This window comes from Vibrio phycocola, assembly GCF_054404255.1.
In genome coordinates, this window is the sequence record NZ_JBTAMQ010000001.1 from 84,044 (window position 1) to 102,491 (window position 18,448).

The window sequence follows — 18,448 nt, forward strand, 5'->3', positions numbered from 1 at the left end:
AGAATTAACTAAATCTAGCCGTTAAAATCAAAAGACGGCATTAGCCTAAGAGCTCTAATGCCGAATTCTATTTCATTGACAACGATGTTTGATTACTTGATTAAGCTACCAAGTGCCGCACTGTCATCTTTTACAAATTGAGTAAACTCAGCTGCATCCATGTTATGGATAGTCATCGCGCCTTTTTCCATGAACACTTTGAAGTCATCAGATGCCATTGCTTGATCGAATGCGTTACCTAAGATTTCGATAACTTCATCTGGAGTATCTTTAGGTGCACCCAGTCCACGCCATGTACCAGTAGAAACGTCTACGCCTTGCTCTTTAAGAGTAGGGACATCAGGTAGGAACGCAATACGCTCTTTAGACATAACACCTAACGCTTTTAACTGACCAGAACGAAGCTGAGAAATTGCTTCACCTGGAGTAACCATAGTCACGTCGGTGTGCTTACCAAGTACGGCAGGGATTGCTTCAGATGCGCCATTGTATGGGATCGCATTCATTGTAATGTTCTGATCTTTTTCAAGCGCCATTAAGTAGAAGTTTGGTTTTGCTGTTGAAGCAAATTTCACAGAACCTGGTGCTGCTTTAGCCGCTGCGATTAGGTCGTTGATTGTGTTGTATTCGCTGTCTTTGTTTACAAGAACAACCGCTGGATCCAAGTTAACCATACGGATTAATTTGAAGTCGTCAGCAGTGTGACGCATTAAGCCCATTTGAGGTAGAGAAGCGATTTCACGAGTCACAACAGTAAGCGTGTAACCATCAGGCTTTTGTTGCGCACCAAAGCTCATACCTACAGCACCTGCGCCGCCAGTACGGTTAACAACAGTGATTGATTTACCTAAAATATCTTTTGTACTGTTTGCAATTGTACGACCTACAGCATCCGTACCACCACCAGCACCAAAAGGAACAATTAACTTAATATTTTTGGCAGGGTAGTCTGCTGCCATTGCTGCTGAGCTACATAGTAGTCCAGTCATCAATACGGTTTTCAACAACTTTTTCATTCTACTTCTCCATCTTGCTTATTATGTTTTAATTACCTAATCGAGCAGTCGCTTGGTAGGGTCGGTACGTTTTGTTTCTTGGTAGTCACTGATACACAGTTGTTCTATTGCTAATGCTACCCAACTTGCGGCTAGCATATCGAACCAGGGTTCAACACCACTACAACCCACAACGATATCGCCATAAACGAACGAACCGTAATACAGAACGTCGCCCGAGCGAAGTGAGCTAGGGTGTTGTGTGTGAAGAGAGATATTGGCAGAGTTATTACGCCATGCTTGAGCGGCTTTTTGGCGAGCAAGTTCGTCAAATGGAACTTGCCACTCTTCGGGGTTGCCTAATGTTTTTTCATATAAAATGGCGTCTTCAAAGGTTGATTCCCATGGTTTTATACGAGGATCAACAACCACGATATGCAACTCTTTTCGACATGTCTTTTCAAAAAGCGCTTCAATGGAAGGGGTGACAAGTTCTACTGCATCCGCTGCTATTTTTTGTAAATCCATGAAAATCTCTCAGCTAATTTTAATGTAAATAAGATTAGTCTTTTTAAGTTGTACGTCATGTATATTTTGGCCATTACATGGCTTTCATCACACTATTATCATTTAATATGACAAAAACGTAATTGCATCTCTCTCATTTTTATGAACTTTATTGCTATGAGTGAACGTACAAAATCTATCTAATTAGCGATTTTAAAAATGGACACTTGATCTAATTGTTGCTCTGATTGTCCTTTTAGTTCTCTGCTGACAGTTTCATTTTTTTCCGCTTCCTGGAATGTTGCATCTCCTAGTTCAACGATTTTATGCACACTGTGAGCAACTTGCCCAGCTACCGCGAGCTTATCTTGAGCAGTGGAGGCAATATGTTGACTGCGTTCACGAATGTTCTCTAGCAAATCTGTAATCTCAACCAATTTGTTTTGGTTTTCATCAGCATGGGATAGACAGTCGTTGACCATGCTATCGCCTTTGCGCATTAGCGAAGAGGTAGACTCTGTGACACTCTGGAGAGCTTCAATCATTTCATAAATCTCAACGGTTGCATTTTGAGTGCGTCCTGCCAAGCTTCTGACTTCGTCAGCGACGACTGCGAAACCTCGTCCTTGTTCACCAGCCCGAGCAGCTTCGATAGCGGCGTTTAATGCCAGTAAGTTAGTTTGCTCAGCGATGCCCTGAATAACATCTAGGATTGAACCGATAGCATCGGATTGTTGCTTAAGTTGATCAACTTTAGCGACGGCATCTGTCATAGTGTGTTGCAATTCGATGGTGGTTTGTTGAGTCAGTTGTACCGACTTGCGTCCAATTTCGGCTAGGTCACTGACGGTAACGATTTCATCACGTGCAGTATTGGCTTCTAATGAGACTTCTTGTACGCCTTGTTCCATTTCTTCTACTGCGCCAGCAACGATTTCGGTTTGACTTTTTTGTTCTCGAATTAATGTACGGGTTTGTTCGCTAGCTTCAAGGCCATGGTCAGAGGCATCTCCGAGTTGTTTCGCACTGCCTACCATGTCACCGATGACTTGTTTTAGCTGGTCGGTAAGCGTATTAAGTTGGTTGGCAATTTGTCCAAATTCATCTTGTGAATGCACATCAATTTGATGGGTGAAATCGCCACTAACTAATCTTTGCATTTGCTGTAGTGTACGTTTTAATGGTCCTCGGATACTTCTGGTCACACTCCAGGTAATTGCAAGTGCGACGGCAATAGAAAGAACGACCACGACTAACATTTGCAGCATGCTGTCCTCTACTGTTTTGACGCTGAGTGCCTCTGCTTGCTCTAGCTCTACCGATACTTCCGAGCTGGCTTGGCTGAGTAATTCAAGTGCCTCACTCAATGTAGCGTTTAGATCAGTGAGTTGGTTTTGTTGGTCAGAAACCAGTTGGCCACTTGAAGACATCGTGTTAAACAACCCTTCCGCCGAGAATGCTTCTTCGATAATTTCATAGTAGCTGTCTAAGAATTCCACACTCCCTGGTTCAGCGGCATCCAATTGCTCTCTTTTGCTAAGTAACAACTCATAATGTGCGCGTATTGATTCTAAGTGGCTCAATTGTTCTTCGCTTGAAGGTGCATACAAAGCTTGGTCGACGGCTCTTCCTAATATAACGCCATCTTTGATCAGTCCTTTCGCAAGCCAAGCTAAATCACTCGACACCATTCCAACAACAGCTTCACCGTCATCGGCGAAGTAGCTCCAATCTAAGGAGAATGAACTACTTTGATCTTGAAGTGTTTGATCGACGACTAACCATTGCTCTCGGGTTATGAACTGCTGGTTTGCAAGTGAGAATAGTTGTTCAGCTTTCGGGGCTATTTCAGATAGAAGGTTTGAGATTTTCGGATATTCTCGGCTTTGTTCCGTGAGTTCTTGGCTTAGTGTTTTGTACGCCTCGATCGACTGTTTTGTATTTTGCTTAAGGTGTTCGAGCTGTGTGCCATCAGTTTCTGCGCTGTGGAGTCCGACTAAACGAACGGCGTTTAGCAGTAAACCTGATTGTTGGTTTACGCGCTCTGCCATGGGCGAGAGTTGGCCGACCGTTGTATGCATTTGTGTTTCTAGATTTCGAATATTGAGCTGACTAATAAACGTAATCGTAATAATTAAACAAAACATTAGGATGAACCCGAGTAGAGTTCTCATAACAACCGACAAATTCATAAATAACCTCGTGTACCTTTTGGTAAGAGCTGATGTTTAACAATAGTTAGAATGAGTATAGGTGGTAATTCAATTTGTCATGCAAATGAGAAAGCTAAGAAAAAGAGAGGTATCGTTAGGCGAAAAGTGCCTATTGATATGAATAAGCAAACCTATCAGACAAGCTTGTATTCGTACATTTTATAACTTGATGTCACTCGAGTTTTATATCTAATAATCAACGGGATAACTTAGATTTTGATGCACATTTTTTATTGTAAAAAGAGATTCGTCTGGATTGAATTTCAGATTACTTAGGCCGACTTTTAGTCATCTATGGCAATCCTGATTTTACGTCTCGACATCATGTAATTGGTTGTTTTGTGGAGTAAGTCATACAAATAGTCATTCCAGTGCTCCAATAATTGAGAGCGATGTCACCTTAACGCAATGGAAGGTGTTGTTGGATACACTTTAAGGTGTGAAACCAATTGAGAGATCTTGTCATAGTGTGTGAGTATCGAGAAGGGGGGCTCTTATTGTTCTCTCTCGGTGAACATATCGCCTTTTTAATGTTAATTATTGAAAGTGTTAGTTTTTCTGTTTTATTCACTTGCTCTCTATGTTCATATACCCAATACTTAGACGATTCAACTGGTTTTGGGGTGCGAAAGCTCTGCTGTTGATTAAGGATGACTTAAGTGAAAGAACGAATACCGCCACTCCTTGGGATGTACTATTTTTATGTTGCTGCTGAAAAAGGCAGTTTTAAAGCTGCGGCGGAACAATTGTTTGTCACCTCTGCTGCGATTAGCCAACAGATACGTCAACTTGAAGAGTCGTTGCAATGTGAACTTTTCGTTCGTCAGCACCGGAAAGTGACCTTAACACCCGAAGGTGTGATTCTTTATCATTCAGCGCAAAGAGGATTTACTGAGCTAAAAGATGGACTAAGAAAGCTCCATCAAGACCCACAACCCAACCGTTTAGCCATTTCTACTCACCCTACCTTTGCTCAGCATTGGTTAATCCCCAGAATCAAAGCATTTCGTAAACTCCACCCTTCACTGTCGATGCTTGTAGATCCTGGCTATGACATGGTGGATTTTCAAGATGGTTCAATCGATGTGTGCATTCGTTATGGTGATGGAAATTACCCTCATTTAGAAACAATCTGGTTGATGGATGAAATTTTATACCCTGTATGTCACCCCAGTTATCAGGAAGAACTCTCACTATATGATATTAGCGATTTGAGTAAAGCAGACTTAATCGAAGATGTTTGGCCCGATATGACGTGGGGGTTGTGGTTTGAAAAGATGCAAATGTGCAGTGCTCAAGCTTCGTTAAAGTATGATGGTTCACAATTTGTTATGGAAGGCGCCTTAGCTGCACAAGGTGTAGCATTGGTGAAACATAGCTTAACCTATCGCTATCTTCACGAGAGTAAATTAGTGCGTATTGGTAATCGAGCGGTGAAGTCGAAATACAGTTACTATTTGTGCGCACCAAAAGGGTCATTTCATCGAGAGAAAATACGTGCGTTTGCGGATTGGCTAAATTCAGAGGTTCATATCTTTCAACAAAAAGATGTGGAAGGTATAAATTTACTCAATTTACCAGACGAAGACGATAGTGTTATAGAGATTGTTGGGCAACGAAATTGATAGTGGAATGCGCTTATATTAGTAAAGCAAATTAGCGCACTTCAATAAATATGATTAGGAGATATTATGACAAGCCGAGTGTATGTATTAGCGCAATTTAAACCTAAGACGGGAAAAGAGGCAGAGCTGTTTGAAGTATTGAAAGCGCTAGAACCAGACTCTTATCGCGAAGAGGGATGCATACAATATTGTGTTACACGTCAAATCGATCACCCTAGTGCGACGAGAAGTGAGTATTCGATCGTATTTAATGAAATTTGGCGTGATGCAGAGGCATGGGCTGCACATGGTCGACGCAAACAGATTAAGCAATTTTTCCAAACTCAGGTCGAGGCCGAAACGGGTTTGGTTGCTGATGTGATAGTCACAGCATACAGTGATGAAGCACAAGATTATGATGTGCCAGTGTACCAATAACAGTAATATTGAAATTTTATAACAAAAAACAGCAAGTTAGTGTTAATTTCATATGGCATTAACTTAGCTGATTTTCTTGGACCTCATTTTTATTAAACCTATCTCTATTCAACATATGTTCTTTGCTGTGTTGATTATCACTAAATTCCTGCATTTTTCTCGAACTATCCTATATTTATACCAAATACATTAGTTTTTATGAATATAGGGTTTTTGTACACTATGCGGTTAGTTAAGAATTTCATACCGACGTTGTTAGTGTCTGTTTTTCTATGTGGATGCAATGAGTATTCTGAATTAGAAGATACTTTGTCCAGTATTGCAGATCTAGAAGATAGCCTTTCTGACAACTCAGATACAGCAGGGCTTTCTGCCTTCAATCTTACCAATATTAGAGCCGGAACGACCGATGTTAAGCAGATGACATTGACGTGGACATCGGCATCGGATGATTCTGGTGTGGCGTATTTTGTGTGTCAAAAAGATACCACGGCTTCCTATTATGATTGTAATGATCTGAAGCTTGTGAATGATGCTTTAACAGCAACGATTAACGTCGACAGTTTAATCGAGGCCGCCTCTGCGGAATATTTCATCCTAGCCACCAATGGAATTGAGATCGAGATTTCGAATGAGAACGCATTAGCGGCAGATACTGTTACTCAGATGATTGGGTATGTGAAAGCTTCTAATACAGGATCACAAGATTTCTTTGGTTATAGTGTGGCACTGAGTGGAGATGGTAAGACTCTAGCGGTGGGCGCATATTCTGAAGACAACTCTGCCACCGGTGTGATTACCGACGGCTCCGAAACAGATGAGGTAGATACAGTAGAAGACTCAGGTGCTGTATACCTATTTAGCTATGATGGCGATCATTGGGAGCAAACCGCTTACTTAAAAGCATCCAATGCCAGCACAGGAGATTACTTTGGGTATAGTGTGTCCTTAAATCACGATGGAAGTACGCTTGCTGTGGGTGCACACCTTGAAGATACGACAGAAGATGACTCTGGAGCGGTGTACTTATTCAGCCATGAGAGTGGAGGTTGGGAGCAAATTGCCCATCTTAAGGCTTCGAATGCTGGTTTAGAAGACTACTTTGGCAGGCATTTAGCATTAAGCGCAGATGGTACAGCGTTAGCCGTTGGGGCGCATGGAGAGGATAATCTCTCGTCGACCATTATTTATGGTGATTCAGACATTGGAGATACAACTACAAAGAACAATGTTGGTGCTGTATATTTGTTCCGTTACTCTGATAGTAGTTGGTCACAAACTGCTTATATTAAGTCCTCTAACTCTGCGAATGGAGATTGGTTTGGCCGTAGTGTGGCTCTGAGCGAAGATGGTAGTACGTTAGCGGTGGGTGCGATTCAAGAAGATAATAATTTAAAGGGAGTTATTAATGGGACTGAATTCACCGACAATAGTGATGCGACAAGCTCTGGGGCTGTGTATGTGTTTAGTTTTAGTAATACCAATAATAATTGGACACAAACTGCTTATGTTAAGGCTTCTAACACAAATGCCTATGTTGAGGCTGGTAACAGAGATTTGTATGATCACTTTGGTCGTCACTTGGCATTAAGTTCAGATGGTAAGACACTTGCGGTGGGGGCTCGTAATGAAAATAATACCGCAAAAGGTGTGATAACTGATGGTTCAGAAATTAATGATATTGGTACCGAAACCCAAGTTGGAGCTGTGTACTTGTTTGGTTATGAGGATGAGGGTTGGTTACAAACTGCCTATGTTAAGGCTTCGAATTCTGGAAAGGACGACTTTTTTGGTCACCGAGTCGCACTGAGTTCCGATGGTAGTACATTAGCAGTAGCGGCGTATCGTGACGAAAACATGGCAACTGGAGTGATAACCGATGGCTCAGAGGTTAATGATACCGATACTCAACAAGCCGTCGGTGCAGTAACAATGTATAGTAAATCGTCGGGTAATTGGGAGCAAATTGCCTATGTTAAGGGGTCTACCACTACTCACGACGATCATTATGGCCACAGTCTGGCACTGAGTGGCGATGGTAATACTTTGGTTGTTGGTTCTTATCGCGATGATGGCGATTTCAGTGGGGTCATTTCCGATGGCTCCGAAATTGACGATACTAGCAATGCTACTAACTCTGGCGCGGTGTATATCTACTGATGTTGTTTGTCTTAATTAGGATCAATCTAATATGCAGGTAATGAATTGTTTGCTACCTATTTTTTTACTTACCGTAGTACTAAGCGGATGTAATGGGCATTCCGACACGGCAGCGCTTTCATCTTTCAATCTTTCTGATATTAGTGCCGGAACCTCTGATGTTAAACAGATGACACTGACGTGGACGTCGGCATCAGATGATACTGGAGTGGCTTATGTTGTTTGCCAAAAAGATACGAATGAAAGCAATGACTGTAATTCTCTCGCAACTGTTACTGATTCGTTAACCGCAACAATAACAGTAGACAGTTTAGTTGCGGCAGTTTCTGCGGAATATTTTATCTTAGCTTCTGATGGAACTGATATTGAACTCTCGAATGAAGAGATGCTCACTGCAGACACCGTTACTCAGATGATTGGGTACGTGAAGGCATCGAATACAGAAGCGGACGATGCTTTTGGCTATAGTGTCGCATTAAGTGCTGATGGTAATACTTTAGCTGTGGGCGCATTTCTCGAAGATGGTGATGAAGATACTGTCCGGGATTCAGGGGCGGTATACATCTTTCGTTATGCCAATGACCGCTGGACACAAGTAGCTTACTTGAAGGCTTCTAATGCAGGTCAAGAAGATTACTTTGGTTGGAGTTTAGCATTAAGCAGTGATGGTAGCACACTAGCAGTGGGAGCTTATTTTGAGGATAATGAAAGTACTGGCGTTCAATCAGAAGTAACAGGAAATGACACCACCGACTCTAAAGACTCAGGAGCGGTATATCTATTTAGTGATGTGAGTGGTAGTTGGATACAAACTGCGTATATTAAGGCCTCCAATACGTGGAAAAATGATCGATTCGGCTGGAGCTTAGCATTAAATGCCGATGGCAGCATCCTCGCGGTGGCAGCGAACCTAGAAGATAATGGCGCTACAGGCGTTCAAAATAATGGGTCAGACATCACAGACAGTGGCACCGCGTTAAACTCAGGAGCGGTATATCTATTTAGTGATGTGAGTGGCAGCTGGGCACAGACTGCCTATCTTAAAGCCTCTAATTCTGAACAAGGAGATCAGTTTGGCCGTAGCGTCGCATTAAGTTCTGATGGTAAGACGTTAGCCGTTGGCAGTTTCCGAGAAGACAATAGCACTAGTGTTCTCGATAACGATGTCACTGACTTTGTCTCTGGCGTTGAAGCTGACGTTAAAGATTATGGCGCAGTTTATCTGTTTGTCAGTGATGAAAATGGTAATTGGGCTCAAGATGCCTATATCAAGGCCTCAAATATTGGAGCGAGTGATCTTTTTGGATATTCGGTGTCATTGAATTCGAATGGAACAAGATTGGCTGTAGCAGCACATCACGAGGGTAGTAGCGTCAATGGTATCGTTACGGATATAACTGAACAGATGACATACGACAACGATGATGCAGTAAAGTCAGGAGCGGTTTATATGTTTGACTATATCAATAACAGTTGGACTCAAACCGCCTATATCAAGGCATCAAATACCGGCGAAGATGATCGATTTGGTAAGGCGGTAGTATTGAGTTCTGATGGCAATACGCTCGCTGTGGGTGCAAATCAGGAGGACAATAGCATCAGTGGTATTGTTAGTGATATATCGGAGCAGATGAATGATGATGCAACTGATGTAGGTGCGGTATATCTGTTTAGTCATACAGACGGAAATTGGGAGCAAAGTGCCTATATCAAAGCGTCTAACTCTGAAGAAGAAGATAACTTTGGTATTGGCTTGAGCATGAATGAAGATGGTAGCATTTTAGTGGTGGGGGCTCCTCACGAGGGTACTAGTGCAACTGGTGTGATTTCCGATGGCTCTGAATTAGACAGTGCTAGAGATGCACTTAACTCTGGTGCGGTGTATATCTACTGATGTTGTTTATCATACACAGCACCAAATCTAACTTCAGTGCTGTGTATATTTACTAATTACTGATGCAACCTCAACTCGCTTGAGAGGCTTCTTTTTCACTATTTCCAGTACTATCTTTTCGTACAAGTTTGATCTTCTCACGTAATCTTGCGTCGATAAGCTCTATATGGACGCGAAGTTCGTAATATTCACCCATGTAGGAAAGTGGAATATCACTGTCCTTTTTCACTTCCAAATCTAAATCTTCAATCTGTTTGAGTGAGGTTGTTAATTCGGTCTCATTCATTTTCTCGATTAATAAATCAATACTACGAACGAACTTATACCATTTGTAAATTTTCGATCTTACTCTCCAGCGATAGAGCGGCATTGCGCCTTTAAACAGTGGGAAGATTAAGGTTGCAAGCGGAATAATCATAATTAGAAGTCGGTCAACGGTACCCGCAAGGGAAAATGGTAAATGACGCTCTAAAAATGATTCGCCTTTGAGAATGTAACGTTCTGCATCTTCACTCATTTCAATTTCGGTAAAATCTCGTGTTGGAAATTGGTCTTTCTGAGCAAACGTTGAAGCTGGTGAATGAACTTCTTTGGCGGCTTTAAGTAGCAGACGAATTGAATCCGGATGAATCTCCTTGTCAACGACCAATGTCGCGGTGGTTCCGAGAATATCAATTGACTGGTTCGGTAAGTTTTCATCCAGATCGAGAGATCCCTCACCAAGGTGGAGATCTTTTAAATAGTGCATGCGCTTCTCGTATGCTAAGGCACGGCGCATTTCGAGTAGCTCAATATTAGGATCTCTGAGTAATTCGGTAATATGCGGAGAAGAAGCAGATATAACCGAGAAAAGAGCGTCAATTTCTCCGGCTTTTAGCGCCTTGATAGCATCGTCGCCCGAAAGAGGTAATAACGTTGTGTTTTCATCGTTGAGTTTATTTTCATTAAGCAGCTGTAAGCTCAGTGCTCGTGTTCCACTGCCCTCACTACCTATCGCAATGTGGCTGCCTTTTAAATCGTAGATATAGGTTGGGGAAATCGTTCTGCGGTAGAATATCCATAAAGGTTCAAAATAGACACTTCCGAGAGTCATAAGGTTAGAAGTGTCGACTTGCGATGCTGCGCCCCCTTGAACAAAGGCAACATCTATTTTCTTTTCATTTAGAAGCTGTAAAGCCTCAACCGATCCGCTGGTTGGTACAACCTCTAACTCAAACCCTTCGTCCTTTAGCAACTCCTGGTAGCGAAGTGCATATTGATAATAGGCGCCATCGGTTCTTCCCGTTGCAATGGAGATGTTTTTTGGGGCTGCGGGTTCAATAAACTGGTACGTGAAGATAGAAACAGCAACCAGTACAAATAGGGCTCCAAAGCCAATCTTACACCACTCACAGCGCATGATTCTCTCCATAGTTAATTGATATATCTAACATTAAATCATAGTGCATTGTTTTTGATATTGCATGGTGTTGATGCTGTTGTCTTACCCACATACTGATACAACCTAACTTAAATTTTGCGTATTTTAGTGTTGATAACTGAAATCTCGTCAATAGGTCACAAAAACCATTCTAACTTGTTCCGATATCAATATGGATCTTGTTTCTGATACGGTATTTTACTATAAAAGAGTGATAGAAGGTCTACATAAATCTTAAAAACCCATCAATAATTTTCCAACATCAGAGTCGTTGACTGATTGTGAACGTTGATGATGAATGTATAAATAGAGCTTTAGGATTTACGAGTTAATGAGAGTTAAAAACCCAGTTGTCACTATAGGTAATTCTAAGAACCCCCGACCGACTATAGCAGTATTAGTAGGAACACTAGCTTCGACTTTTCAAGAAGGAATCATGCGAGGGGCTGCTCATGTTGCTGAACAACATGACTACAATATCATAGGATATTGCGGTGGTGTGATTAACTCACCAGCCCCGCTTTCACTTGCGCGAGCTAAGGTTTTCGATCTGATTGATACGGACTTTATTGCTGGAGTCATTAGTCCATTTAGCTCACATATGCGTTATCTCGATGAAAGAGAGAGTCAAAGCTTTGTTGATCGTTTTACTTCTGTCCCTGTTGTTAATATTGGGAGTTATCTTGATGGGTACACAAATGTAGTCTCTGATTATGAAGATAGTTTTACCAAACTCTTAGCTCACCTTTACCATGAACATGGTTACCGAAATATTTGCTTGATGCGAGGGCCAGAACAACACGGCTCATCTGAGCAGCGTTGCGAGATTTATAAACGTTTGATGGCTGAATATAATCTCCCGTTTGATGAAGAGATGATTATATATTCAGATTTAAACGGCATAGCGTCAAAAAGTAAGTTTCAGTCTTTTTGGCGTAAAAAGCGTCACCCCATCGACGCTGTCATCACACTAAATGATAATCAGGCTTTAGGTGTCATAAGTGCTTGTGAATGTCTTGGTATTCGAGTGCCTGAAGATCTCGCCGTGATTGGTTCGATGAACACATTGGAGGGGATGTTTGCTTCTCCAAAGTTAACGAGTATGCAGGAACCACTTTTTGAGTTGGGACAAGCAGCCGCACTTGAGCTTATTGCTCAGATTGATGGGGCGCTCCCGAGTAAAGAAATACGGATACCAACTTCTTTGGTGATTCGGCAATCATGTGGTTGTAGAAAATCTTCGGCATATAAAATTCGGTCGACGTCATATGAGTTAGGGCAAACACCAATAGGCTCAAATGACGATCCTATTTTTGAAGAGATGCGTGCCAATCTTTTTGATGTCATTGAAAAATATAAAGGAGGTGTTGAACGTCAAGAACTTGATCATTTATTAGATTTATTCAAGCAGGCAGTGTGCGGATATAGTATTGATGATTTTGTGTTGGCATTAACTCATAAGCTTGAAAACTCGATTAAATCTGAAGACGTTGTAACTTGGTTAGCATTAGCAACGATTCTCCAGCGTGCAACGCTGAAATATTTAGAATTTAATCGCAGTAAAACATTATTAGAGCTGCAAACTCAACTCGTTAATCTTAAAGATGATGTTGGTCAGTTATCTTTAAAATTTCAGTTATTTGAAACAGATTACTATTTAAATTACTTTCGTTTTATCGTTAATGACCTTAATTCATCTTTTGATTTATCAAAAATTAAGAATTACGCCATTGATATATTAAATCTAACTGAGTTTCATATTTCGGTATTTAAAAATACTAATGAGGATATGTTAGTCGCTAAAAATTTGGTATCAGTGAGTGGAGGCATAAAAAACAGTTTGTCTGAAAAGGATAACGACTTTATTGCGAAAAATTTGATTCCAGAGAGCCATGTTACTATTCAAGAACGCTATAGTTTAATGGTTTTCCCCCTCTCTTTTAGAGATAAACCTATTGGTTTTATGGTTACGAATCTTAGTAATAAAAAAGGCACTGCATTTGAAAACCTGAGAGCGATTATTAGCTCTGCCTTGAAGAATGAGCTATTAATTCAAGATTTGACTGACGCTGAAAAGCGATTTAGTGATATTGCCCACAGTACATCCAACTGGCTATGGGAAACCAATGTCGAGAATAGATTTACATACTGCTCTGAATCCGTAACGGATATTGTTGGTTATAGGCCAGAGCAGATGATTGGTCGAGTATTTAGCGATTTCGATATTGAGGGTGACAGTGAGTTTCTTCATAAAATTCGTAACCAAGAAATATTAACCGACCAAGAGTGCTGGTGCCGTCACAGGAATGGTAGCGTCATCCATTTATTAATTTCGGCAACCCCAATAGAAATTCGTCATCGTTTTAGTGGGTACCGAGGTATTTTTGAGGATATTACGGAGCAAAAGCTTCAAGAAAACAAAATAAAAGCATTGGCGTATTCAGATATATTGACAGCTTTGCCTAATCGAACATTATTTCAACAGAAGTTGAAAGAGTCGATTGTATTTAGCAAGGCAAGAGATGAAATATTTGCTTTGATGTTTATTGATTTGGACCACTTTAAAAATATTAATGATTCATTAGGGCATGCCGCTGGCGATTTGCTACTTGTTGAAATAGCAAAGAGATTAAAGGAAGCGCTGCGCTCTCAGGATATCATTGCCCGTTTTGGTGGTGATGAGTTCACCATCATTCTGCCTAATATTACTAATAAAAAAGAAATTGTTGATATTATTAATAAGATATTTAATAACACTCAAGCTCCAATCGTCGTACATGGAAAACCCATATACTGCACATTGAGTATTGGCGTAAGTTTATATCCATATGACGGTGACGATACGCAGACTCTGCTGCAAAGAGGCGACAGTGCCATGTACTTGGCTAAGTCACAAGGACGAAATGGATACGTTTTCTATGACAAGTTTATAGAAAAGAAAAATGCCGAAAGGAACATGTATGAAGCTATTTTACGTGAAGCCATTGTAAGCGATGGATTCTATTTAGAGCTTCAGCCTCAAGTATCGGCGAGTACGGGTTTAGTTGTAGGGTTTGAGGCGTTAGTGAGAATCAAAAGTCCTGAATATGGGGTAATTGGACCTTATCAATTTATTTCACTTGCTGAAGAGTTGGGGTTGATTGGCCAGATCGATGAGTGGGTGTTTGAGGCTGTATGTGCTCATTATCGTGATTGGTGCAAGCGCGGCATTAAGCCTAAAAGGATATCGGTCAACTTATCGGCGATGCAGTTATGCAGTGCTACACTGCTCACTACTTATATTAATATTCTGAAAAAATACGATGTTGATCCGGGCTTTATTCTACTTGAAATTACCGAAAATGCGCTTATTCAGAATGAAAAAATGGCGCTACGTTCTCTACAAGGATTCCAGCAGTATGGTGTCAGTATCGCACTGGACGATTTTGGAACGGGTTATTCATCGTTAAGCTGTATAAACCTGTATCCTATTGATGTGATAAAAATAGATCGCTCTTTTATTATTGATGCCGTCGAAAACTCTAAGAATAAAGCGATCATTGAAGCGATTGTACTTATTGCCAAAAACTTAGAATTGAACGTTGTTGCTGAAGGTGTTGAAACGCAAGAGCAGTACCAGTTCATTCGCAACCTTGGATGTCATGCAATTCAAGGATATTACTTTTATAGACCCCTTTCCGTAGCACAAGCAGAAGCATTGTTGGATCCAATGTGATAACAACACCTTAAATTTAATCCTGTCTCAGTTACTCTAGATAAAACAAGTCAATATTGATAATTGGCGCAGGCTTTTGATATTGATGATCATAGCGATTTACGGCAGTATCAATTAACTATAATTTTCTTTTTATTCTCTTTAACTTTACTAATTATTACTATCACTTAGTACGTTCTTACGTATAACGTGATTGAGAAATAACCCGACAACCATAATCAAGGATTTTTAATGAAACCCAGTGTAAAACCCACCAATCCTAATTTTTCTTCAGGTCCATGTACCAAACGACCTGGTTATAGCCTTACTGAACTTAGCACTGATTCATTAGGTCGTTCGCATCGTAGTGCATTAGGTAAAGCACGTTTACAAAAATCAATTGATGATACTGCCCGATTATTGGGGTTACCTGAAGGGTATAAGGTCGGTATTGTTCCTGGTTCTGATACTGGAGCAATGGAAATGGCTATGTGGTCATTATTAGGTCAGCGTCCAGTCGATCTCTTTTCTTGGGAATCTTTCGGTGCGGGTTGGGTAACCGATGTTGTTAAGCAGTTAAAATTAGAAGATACGCGTTCATTTACGGCAGGTTATGGCGAAGTACCAGACTTTACTCAAGCCAACCCAGATCACGACGTTATTTTTACCTGGAATGGCACCACATCTGGCGTCAAAGTGAAAAATGCAGATTGGATCAGCGATGATCGTACAGGTTTAACCATTTGCGATGCGACCAGTGCCGTCTTTGCTATGGACATTGATTGGTCGAAGATTGATGTAGCAACGTTTAGTTGGCAGAAAGTTCTTGGGGGAGAAGGGGCTCATGGCATGTTGATTCTTAGCCCAAGAGCCGTTGAGCGCCTTGAGTCTTATACACCGAGTTGGCCTCTTCCTAAGATTTTCCGTTTGACCAATAAAGGAAAATTGATTGATGGCATTTTCAAAGGTGCAACCATTAATACGCCTTCTCTATTGTGTGTTGAGGATTACTTAGACGCATTAAATTGGATTGAAGAAATTGGTGGTTTACCCGCTGCAATTGCAAAAAGTGAAGCCAATTTATCGGTGTTAGCGAAATTTGTCAGCGAAAATGATTGGATCGACTTTTTAGCTCAATCGGCTGATATTTGTTCAAATACAAGCGTTTGCTTTCAATTGAAAGCCACTGACGAGCAGATTAAAGCCATGATTAAACTTCTCGGTGAAGAGAAGGTTGCTTTTGATATTGGCGCATACAAAGACGCACCATCTGGTTTGCGTATTTGGTGTGGTGCGACGGTTGAAGAATCTGATCTTGTAGCGTTACTGCCTTGGCTAACTTGGGCATACAACCAAGTCACCCAATAATAAAAATAAGATAAATAGGGTTAACAGAAACGCTTTCTGTTAACCAATATCGCTTTTTCATTCTCATACAAATAATAATTCGATTGAGCGATACTTCATTTGTAACAACGTGGAACACATAAAAATAATATGAAAAAAATAAGAACCTACAACAACATCGCAGCGAAAGGGTTGAGTGTTTTCCCTGCTGAGCGATACGATATTTCATCTAGCCAAGATAACCCAGATGCTATTTTATTACGTAGCCATAAACTTCATAACGAAACATTACCGGAATCGGTATTGGCTGTGGCTCGTGCTGGCGCTGGAGTAAACAATATTCCTGTGGCGGATTATACTCCCAAAGGTATTGTCGTTTTCAATACACCTGGGGCAAATGCTAACGCTGTGAAAGAGTTGGTATTGGCCAGCTTATTGTTGGGCTCTCGCGGCATCACACAAAGTATGAATTATGTCGATTCCTTAGCTGATATTACCGATGCCGCTGAACTTCATAAGAAAGTTGAATTGGGCAAAAAGCAATATGGTGGCTCGGAACTCGATGGGAAAACTTTGGGTGTGGTTGGTTTAGGTGCGATAGGCGCTAAAATTGCCAATTTAGCCTTGGGTTTAGGCATGAACGTGATTGGTTACGATCCTAAATTAAGCGTTGAAGCAGCATGGCAATTGTCTTCGAAAGTCAGTCGTGCCGAAAACTTAAACTCGCTCCTAGCGCGATCTGATTATATTACTCTCCATGTACCTGCTATTGAGGCAACTACTGGGTTTATTAATGAGGAGTCATTATCAGCCATTAAAGATGGCGCAAAAATCATTAACCTAGCCCGGGGTGAATTGGTGGTTGAGGCCGATATTATTGCAGCGTTAGATACCGGTAAAATAGACGCTTATATCGCTGATTTCCCGAGTGAAGCCTTGATTAAACATGATAAGGTTATTTTGTTCCCTCACCTTGGGGCCAGTACTGTTGAAGCGGAAGAAAATTGCTCGATTATGGGAGCGAAACAATTAGTCGACTTTCTTGAGAACGGCAATATTGTTAACTCGGTTAATTTCCCATCCATTGCAATGGAACGTACTACCGGCTTTCGTCTAACGTTTGCTAACGACAACGTGCCAAAAGTGCTTGGCACCGTGCTGACTTTACTTGCTGAACTCAATATTAACGTGTTGGATATGGTGAACAAAAGTCGAGACGATATTGCCTATACCATCATGGATATTGAGCAAGAACCAACTCTTGAATTAATAAACAAAGTGTCTGCCGTAGAACACGTCTTTCATGTTCGCAGTGTGTAGAGTTCGTACAAACTTAGGAGAGATGAGGTAAGCTTGTCTTCTCCTAATGAACAACAAAAGACAGAGAAAGATGGAAACGCATAAAATTCACCTTGAGTTTAATGGCGATCTTAACTGGCAACATATCTTAGAGTTTTATCAATTGAGAATGATCGACGACTTGGAGATGGTCGACGAGACGAGCTATTCACGTTATGTGATCATTGAGGGGAAAAGCGCGTGGTTCAAACTACAACTGGATGCAAGCACTCAATGTATCGATCTCGACGTTGAACTCGATGATGCCTTGATACTGACGCCTCTCGTTTCAATGGTACGTCGAATGTTGGATTTAGACGCTAATACTCGGATAATTGAAGCACATTTGGAATCTCATGCGCCAGGCCTAATCAAACATCAAGGCATTCGGATACCGGGAGTATGGAGTCCATGGGAGGCCGGAGTCAGAGCCATTATCGGCCAGCAAGTCTCCGTCAAAGCCGCTATAGGTCAGCTTAATAGGCTGGTGCACCACATCTCCGATAGTGAATCCGGTATCTCTTTTCCAACTCCTTCTGATCTCATCACCACCGATTTAAGCTTTTTAAAAATGCCTCAGAGCCGAAAAGATACCTTAAAACGCTTTGCGCAGTTTATGATTGATTACCCAAACAGCGACCCGAATGAATGGTTAGCGATCAAAGGTATTGGTCCTTGGACAGTGAATTACGTATTGTTAAGAGGTTTGTCTTTACCGAATTGCTTTTTGGATACCGACTTAATTGTCAAAAAAAGAATGAGTCACTATCCAAACCTGAATCGAGAGACCGCAGCCCCTTGGGGAAGTTACGCAACGTTTCACCTATGGAATCAATAA

The 18,448-nt window shown here is 41.2% G+C and carries 12 protein-coding genes; 8 read left to right on the forward strand and 4 right to left on the reverse strand.

All coding sequences use genetic code 11. From position 1 onward, the window contains the following. Positions 1-92: 92 nt before the first annotated feature. The 3 genes from ACXJY6_RS00395 to ACXJY6_RS00405 form a co-directional block, all read right to left on the reverse strand. Entirely contained in the window at positions 93-1,016 is a 924-nt protein-coding gene (locus ACXJY6_RS00395; RefSeq protein WP_458766747.1) for a tripartite tricarboxylate transporter substrate binding protein, read from the reverse strand. 36 nt (positions 1,017-1,052) lie between these two features. Beyond that, positions 1,053-1,523 (reverse strand): hypothetical protein, encoded by a 471-nt coding sequence (locus ACXJY6_RS00400; protein ID WP_458766749.1) that lies wholly within the window; start codon positions 1,521-1,523, stop codon positions 1,053-1,055. Between the two features lie 179 nt (positions 1,524-1,702). Further along, complete coding sequence (locus ACXJY6_RS00405) at positions 1,703-3,649, reverse strand: methyl-accepting chemotaxis protein (protein ID WP_458766750.1); 1,947 nt, start codon at positions 3,647-3,649, stop codon at positions 1,703-1,705. A gap of 725 nt (positions 3,650-4,374) precedes the next feature. Between ACXJY6_RS00405 and ACXJY6_RS00410 the strand changes: the two genes are divergently transcribed. From ACXJY6_RS00410 to ACXJY6_RS00425, 4 genes are all read left to right on the forward strand, one after another. Next, the gene (locus ACXJY6_RS00410; protein WP_456051140.1) at positions 4,375-5,340 is read left to right on the forward strand and encodes a LysR substrate-binding domain-containing protein; all 966 of its coding nucleotides are present in this window, start codon (positions 4,375-4,377) and stop codon (positions 5,338-5,340) included. A 66-nt stretch (positions 5,341-5,406) separates the two neighbouring features. Next, entirely contained in the window at positions 5,407-5,757 is a 351-nt protein-coding gene (locus tag ACXJY6_RS00415) for a putative quinol monooxygenase (RefSeq protein WP_456051141.1), read from the forward strand. A 222-nt stretch (positions 5,758-5,979) separates the two neighbouring features. Next, positions 5,980-7,917 (forward strand): hypothetical protein, encoded by a 1,938-nt coding sequence (locus ACXJY6_RS00420; protein WP_458766752.1) that lies wholly within the window; start codon positions 5,980-5,982, stop codon positions 7,915-7,917. A gap of 31 nt (positions 7,918-7,948) precedes the next feature. Continuing rightward, a complete protein-coding gene (locus ACXJY6_RS00425; RefSeq protein WP_458766754.1) occupies positions 7,949-9,811 on the forward strand; it encodes a hypothetical protein in 1,863 nt (620 codons plus the stop codon). Positions 9,812-9,881: 70 nt separating this feature from the next. Here the strand turns inward: ACXJY6_RS00425 and ACXJY6_RS00430 are convergent, their stop codons facing one another. Further along, entirely contained in the window at positions 9,882-11,210 is a 1,329-nt protein-coding gene (locus ACXJY6_RS00430; protein WP_458766756.1) for a TAXI family TRAP transporter solute-binding subunit, read from the reverse strand. 352 nt (positions 11,211-11,562) lie between these two features. Between ACXJY6_RS00430 and ACXJY6_RS00435 the strand changes: the two genes are divergently transcribed. From ACXJY6_RS00435 to ACXJY6_RS00450, 4 genes are all read left to right on the forward strand, one after another. Beyond that, entirely contained in the window at positions 11,563-14,946 is a 3,384-nt protein-coding gene (locus tag ACXJY6_RS00435; protein ID WP_458766758.1) for an EAL domain-containing protein, read from the forward strand. A gap of 231 nt (positions 14,947-15,177) precedes the next feature. Then, positions 15,178-16,293, forward strand: a complete 1,116-nt coding sequence (locus tag ACXJY6_RS00440; RefSeq protein ID WP_458766760.1) for a phosphoserine transaminase — start codon at positions 15,178-15,180, stop codon at positions 16,291-16,293. 129 nt (positions 16,294-16,422) lie between these two features. Beyond that, a complete protein-coding gene (locus ACXJY6_RS00445) occupies positions 16,423-17,592 on the forward strand; it encodes a phosphoglycerate dehydrogenase (protein WP_456051147.1) in 1,170 nt (389 codons plus the stop codon). A 70-nt stretch (positions 17,593-17,662) separates the two neighbouring features. Next, positions 17,663-18,448 (forward strand): DNA-3-methyladenine glycosylase family protein, encoded by a 786-nt coding sequence (locus ACXJY6_RS00450; protein WP_458766761.1) that lies wholly within the window; start codon positions 17,663-17,665, stop codon positions 18,446-18,448.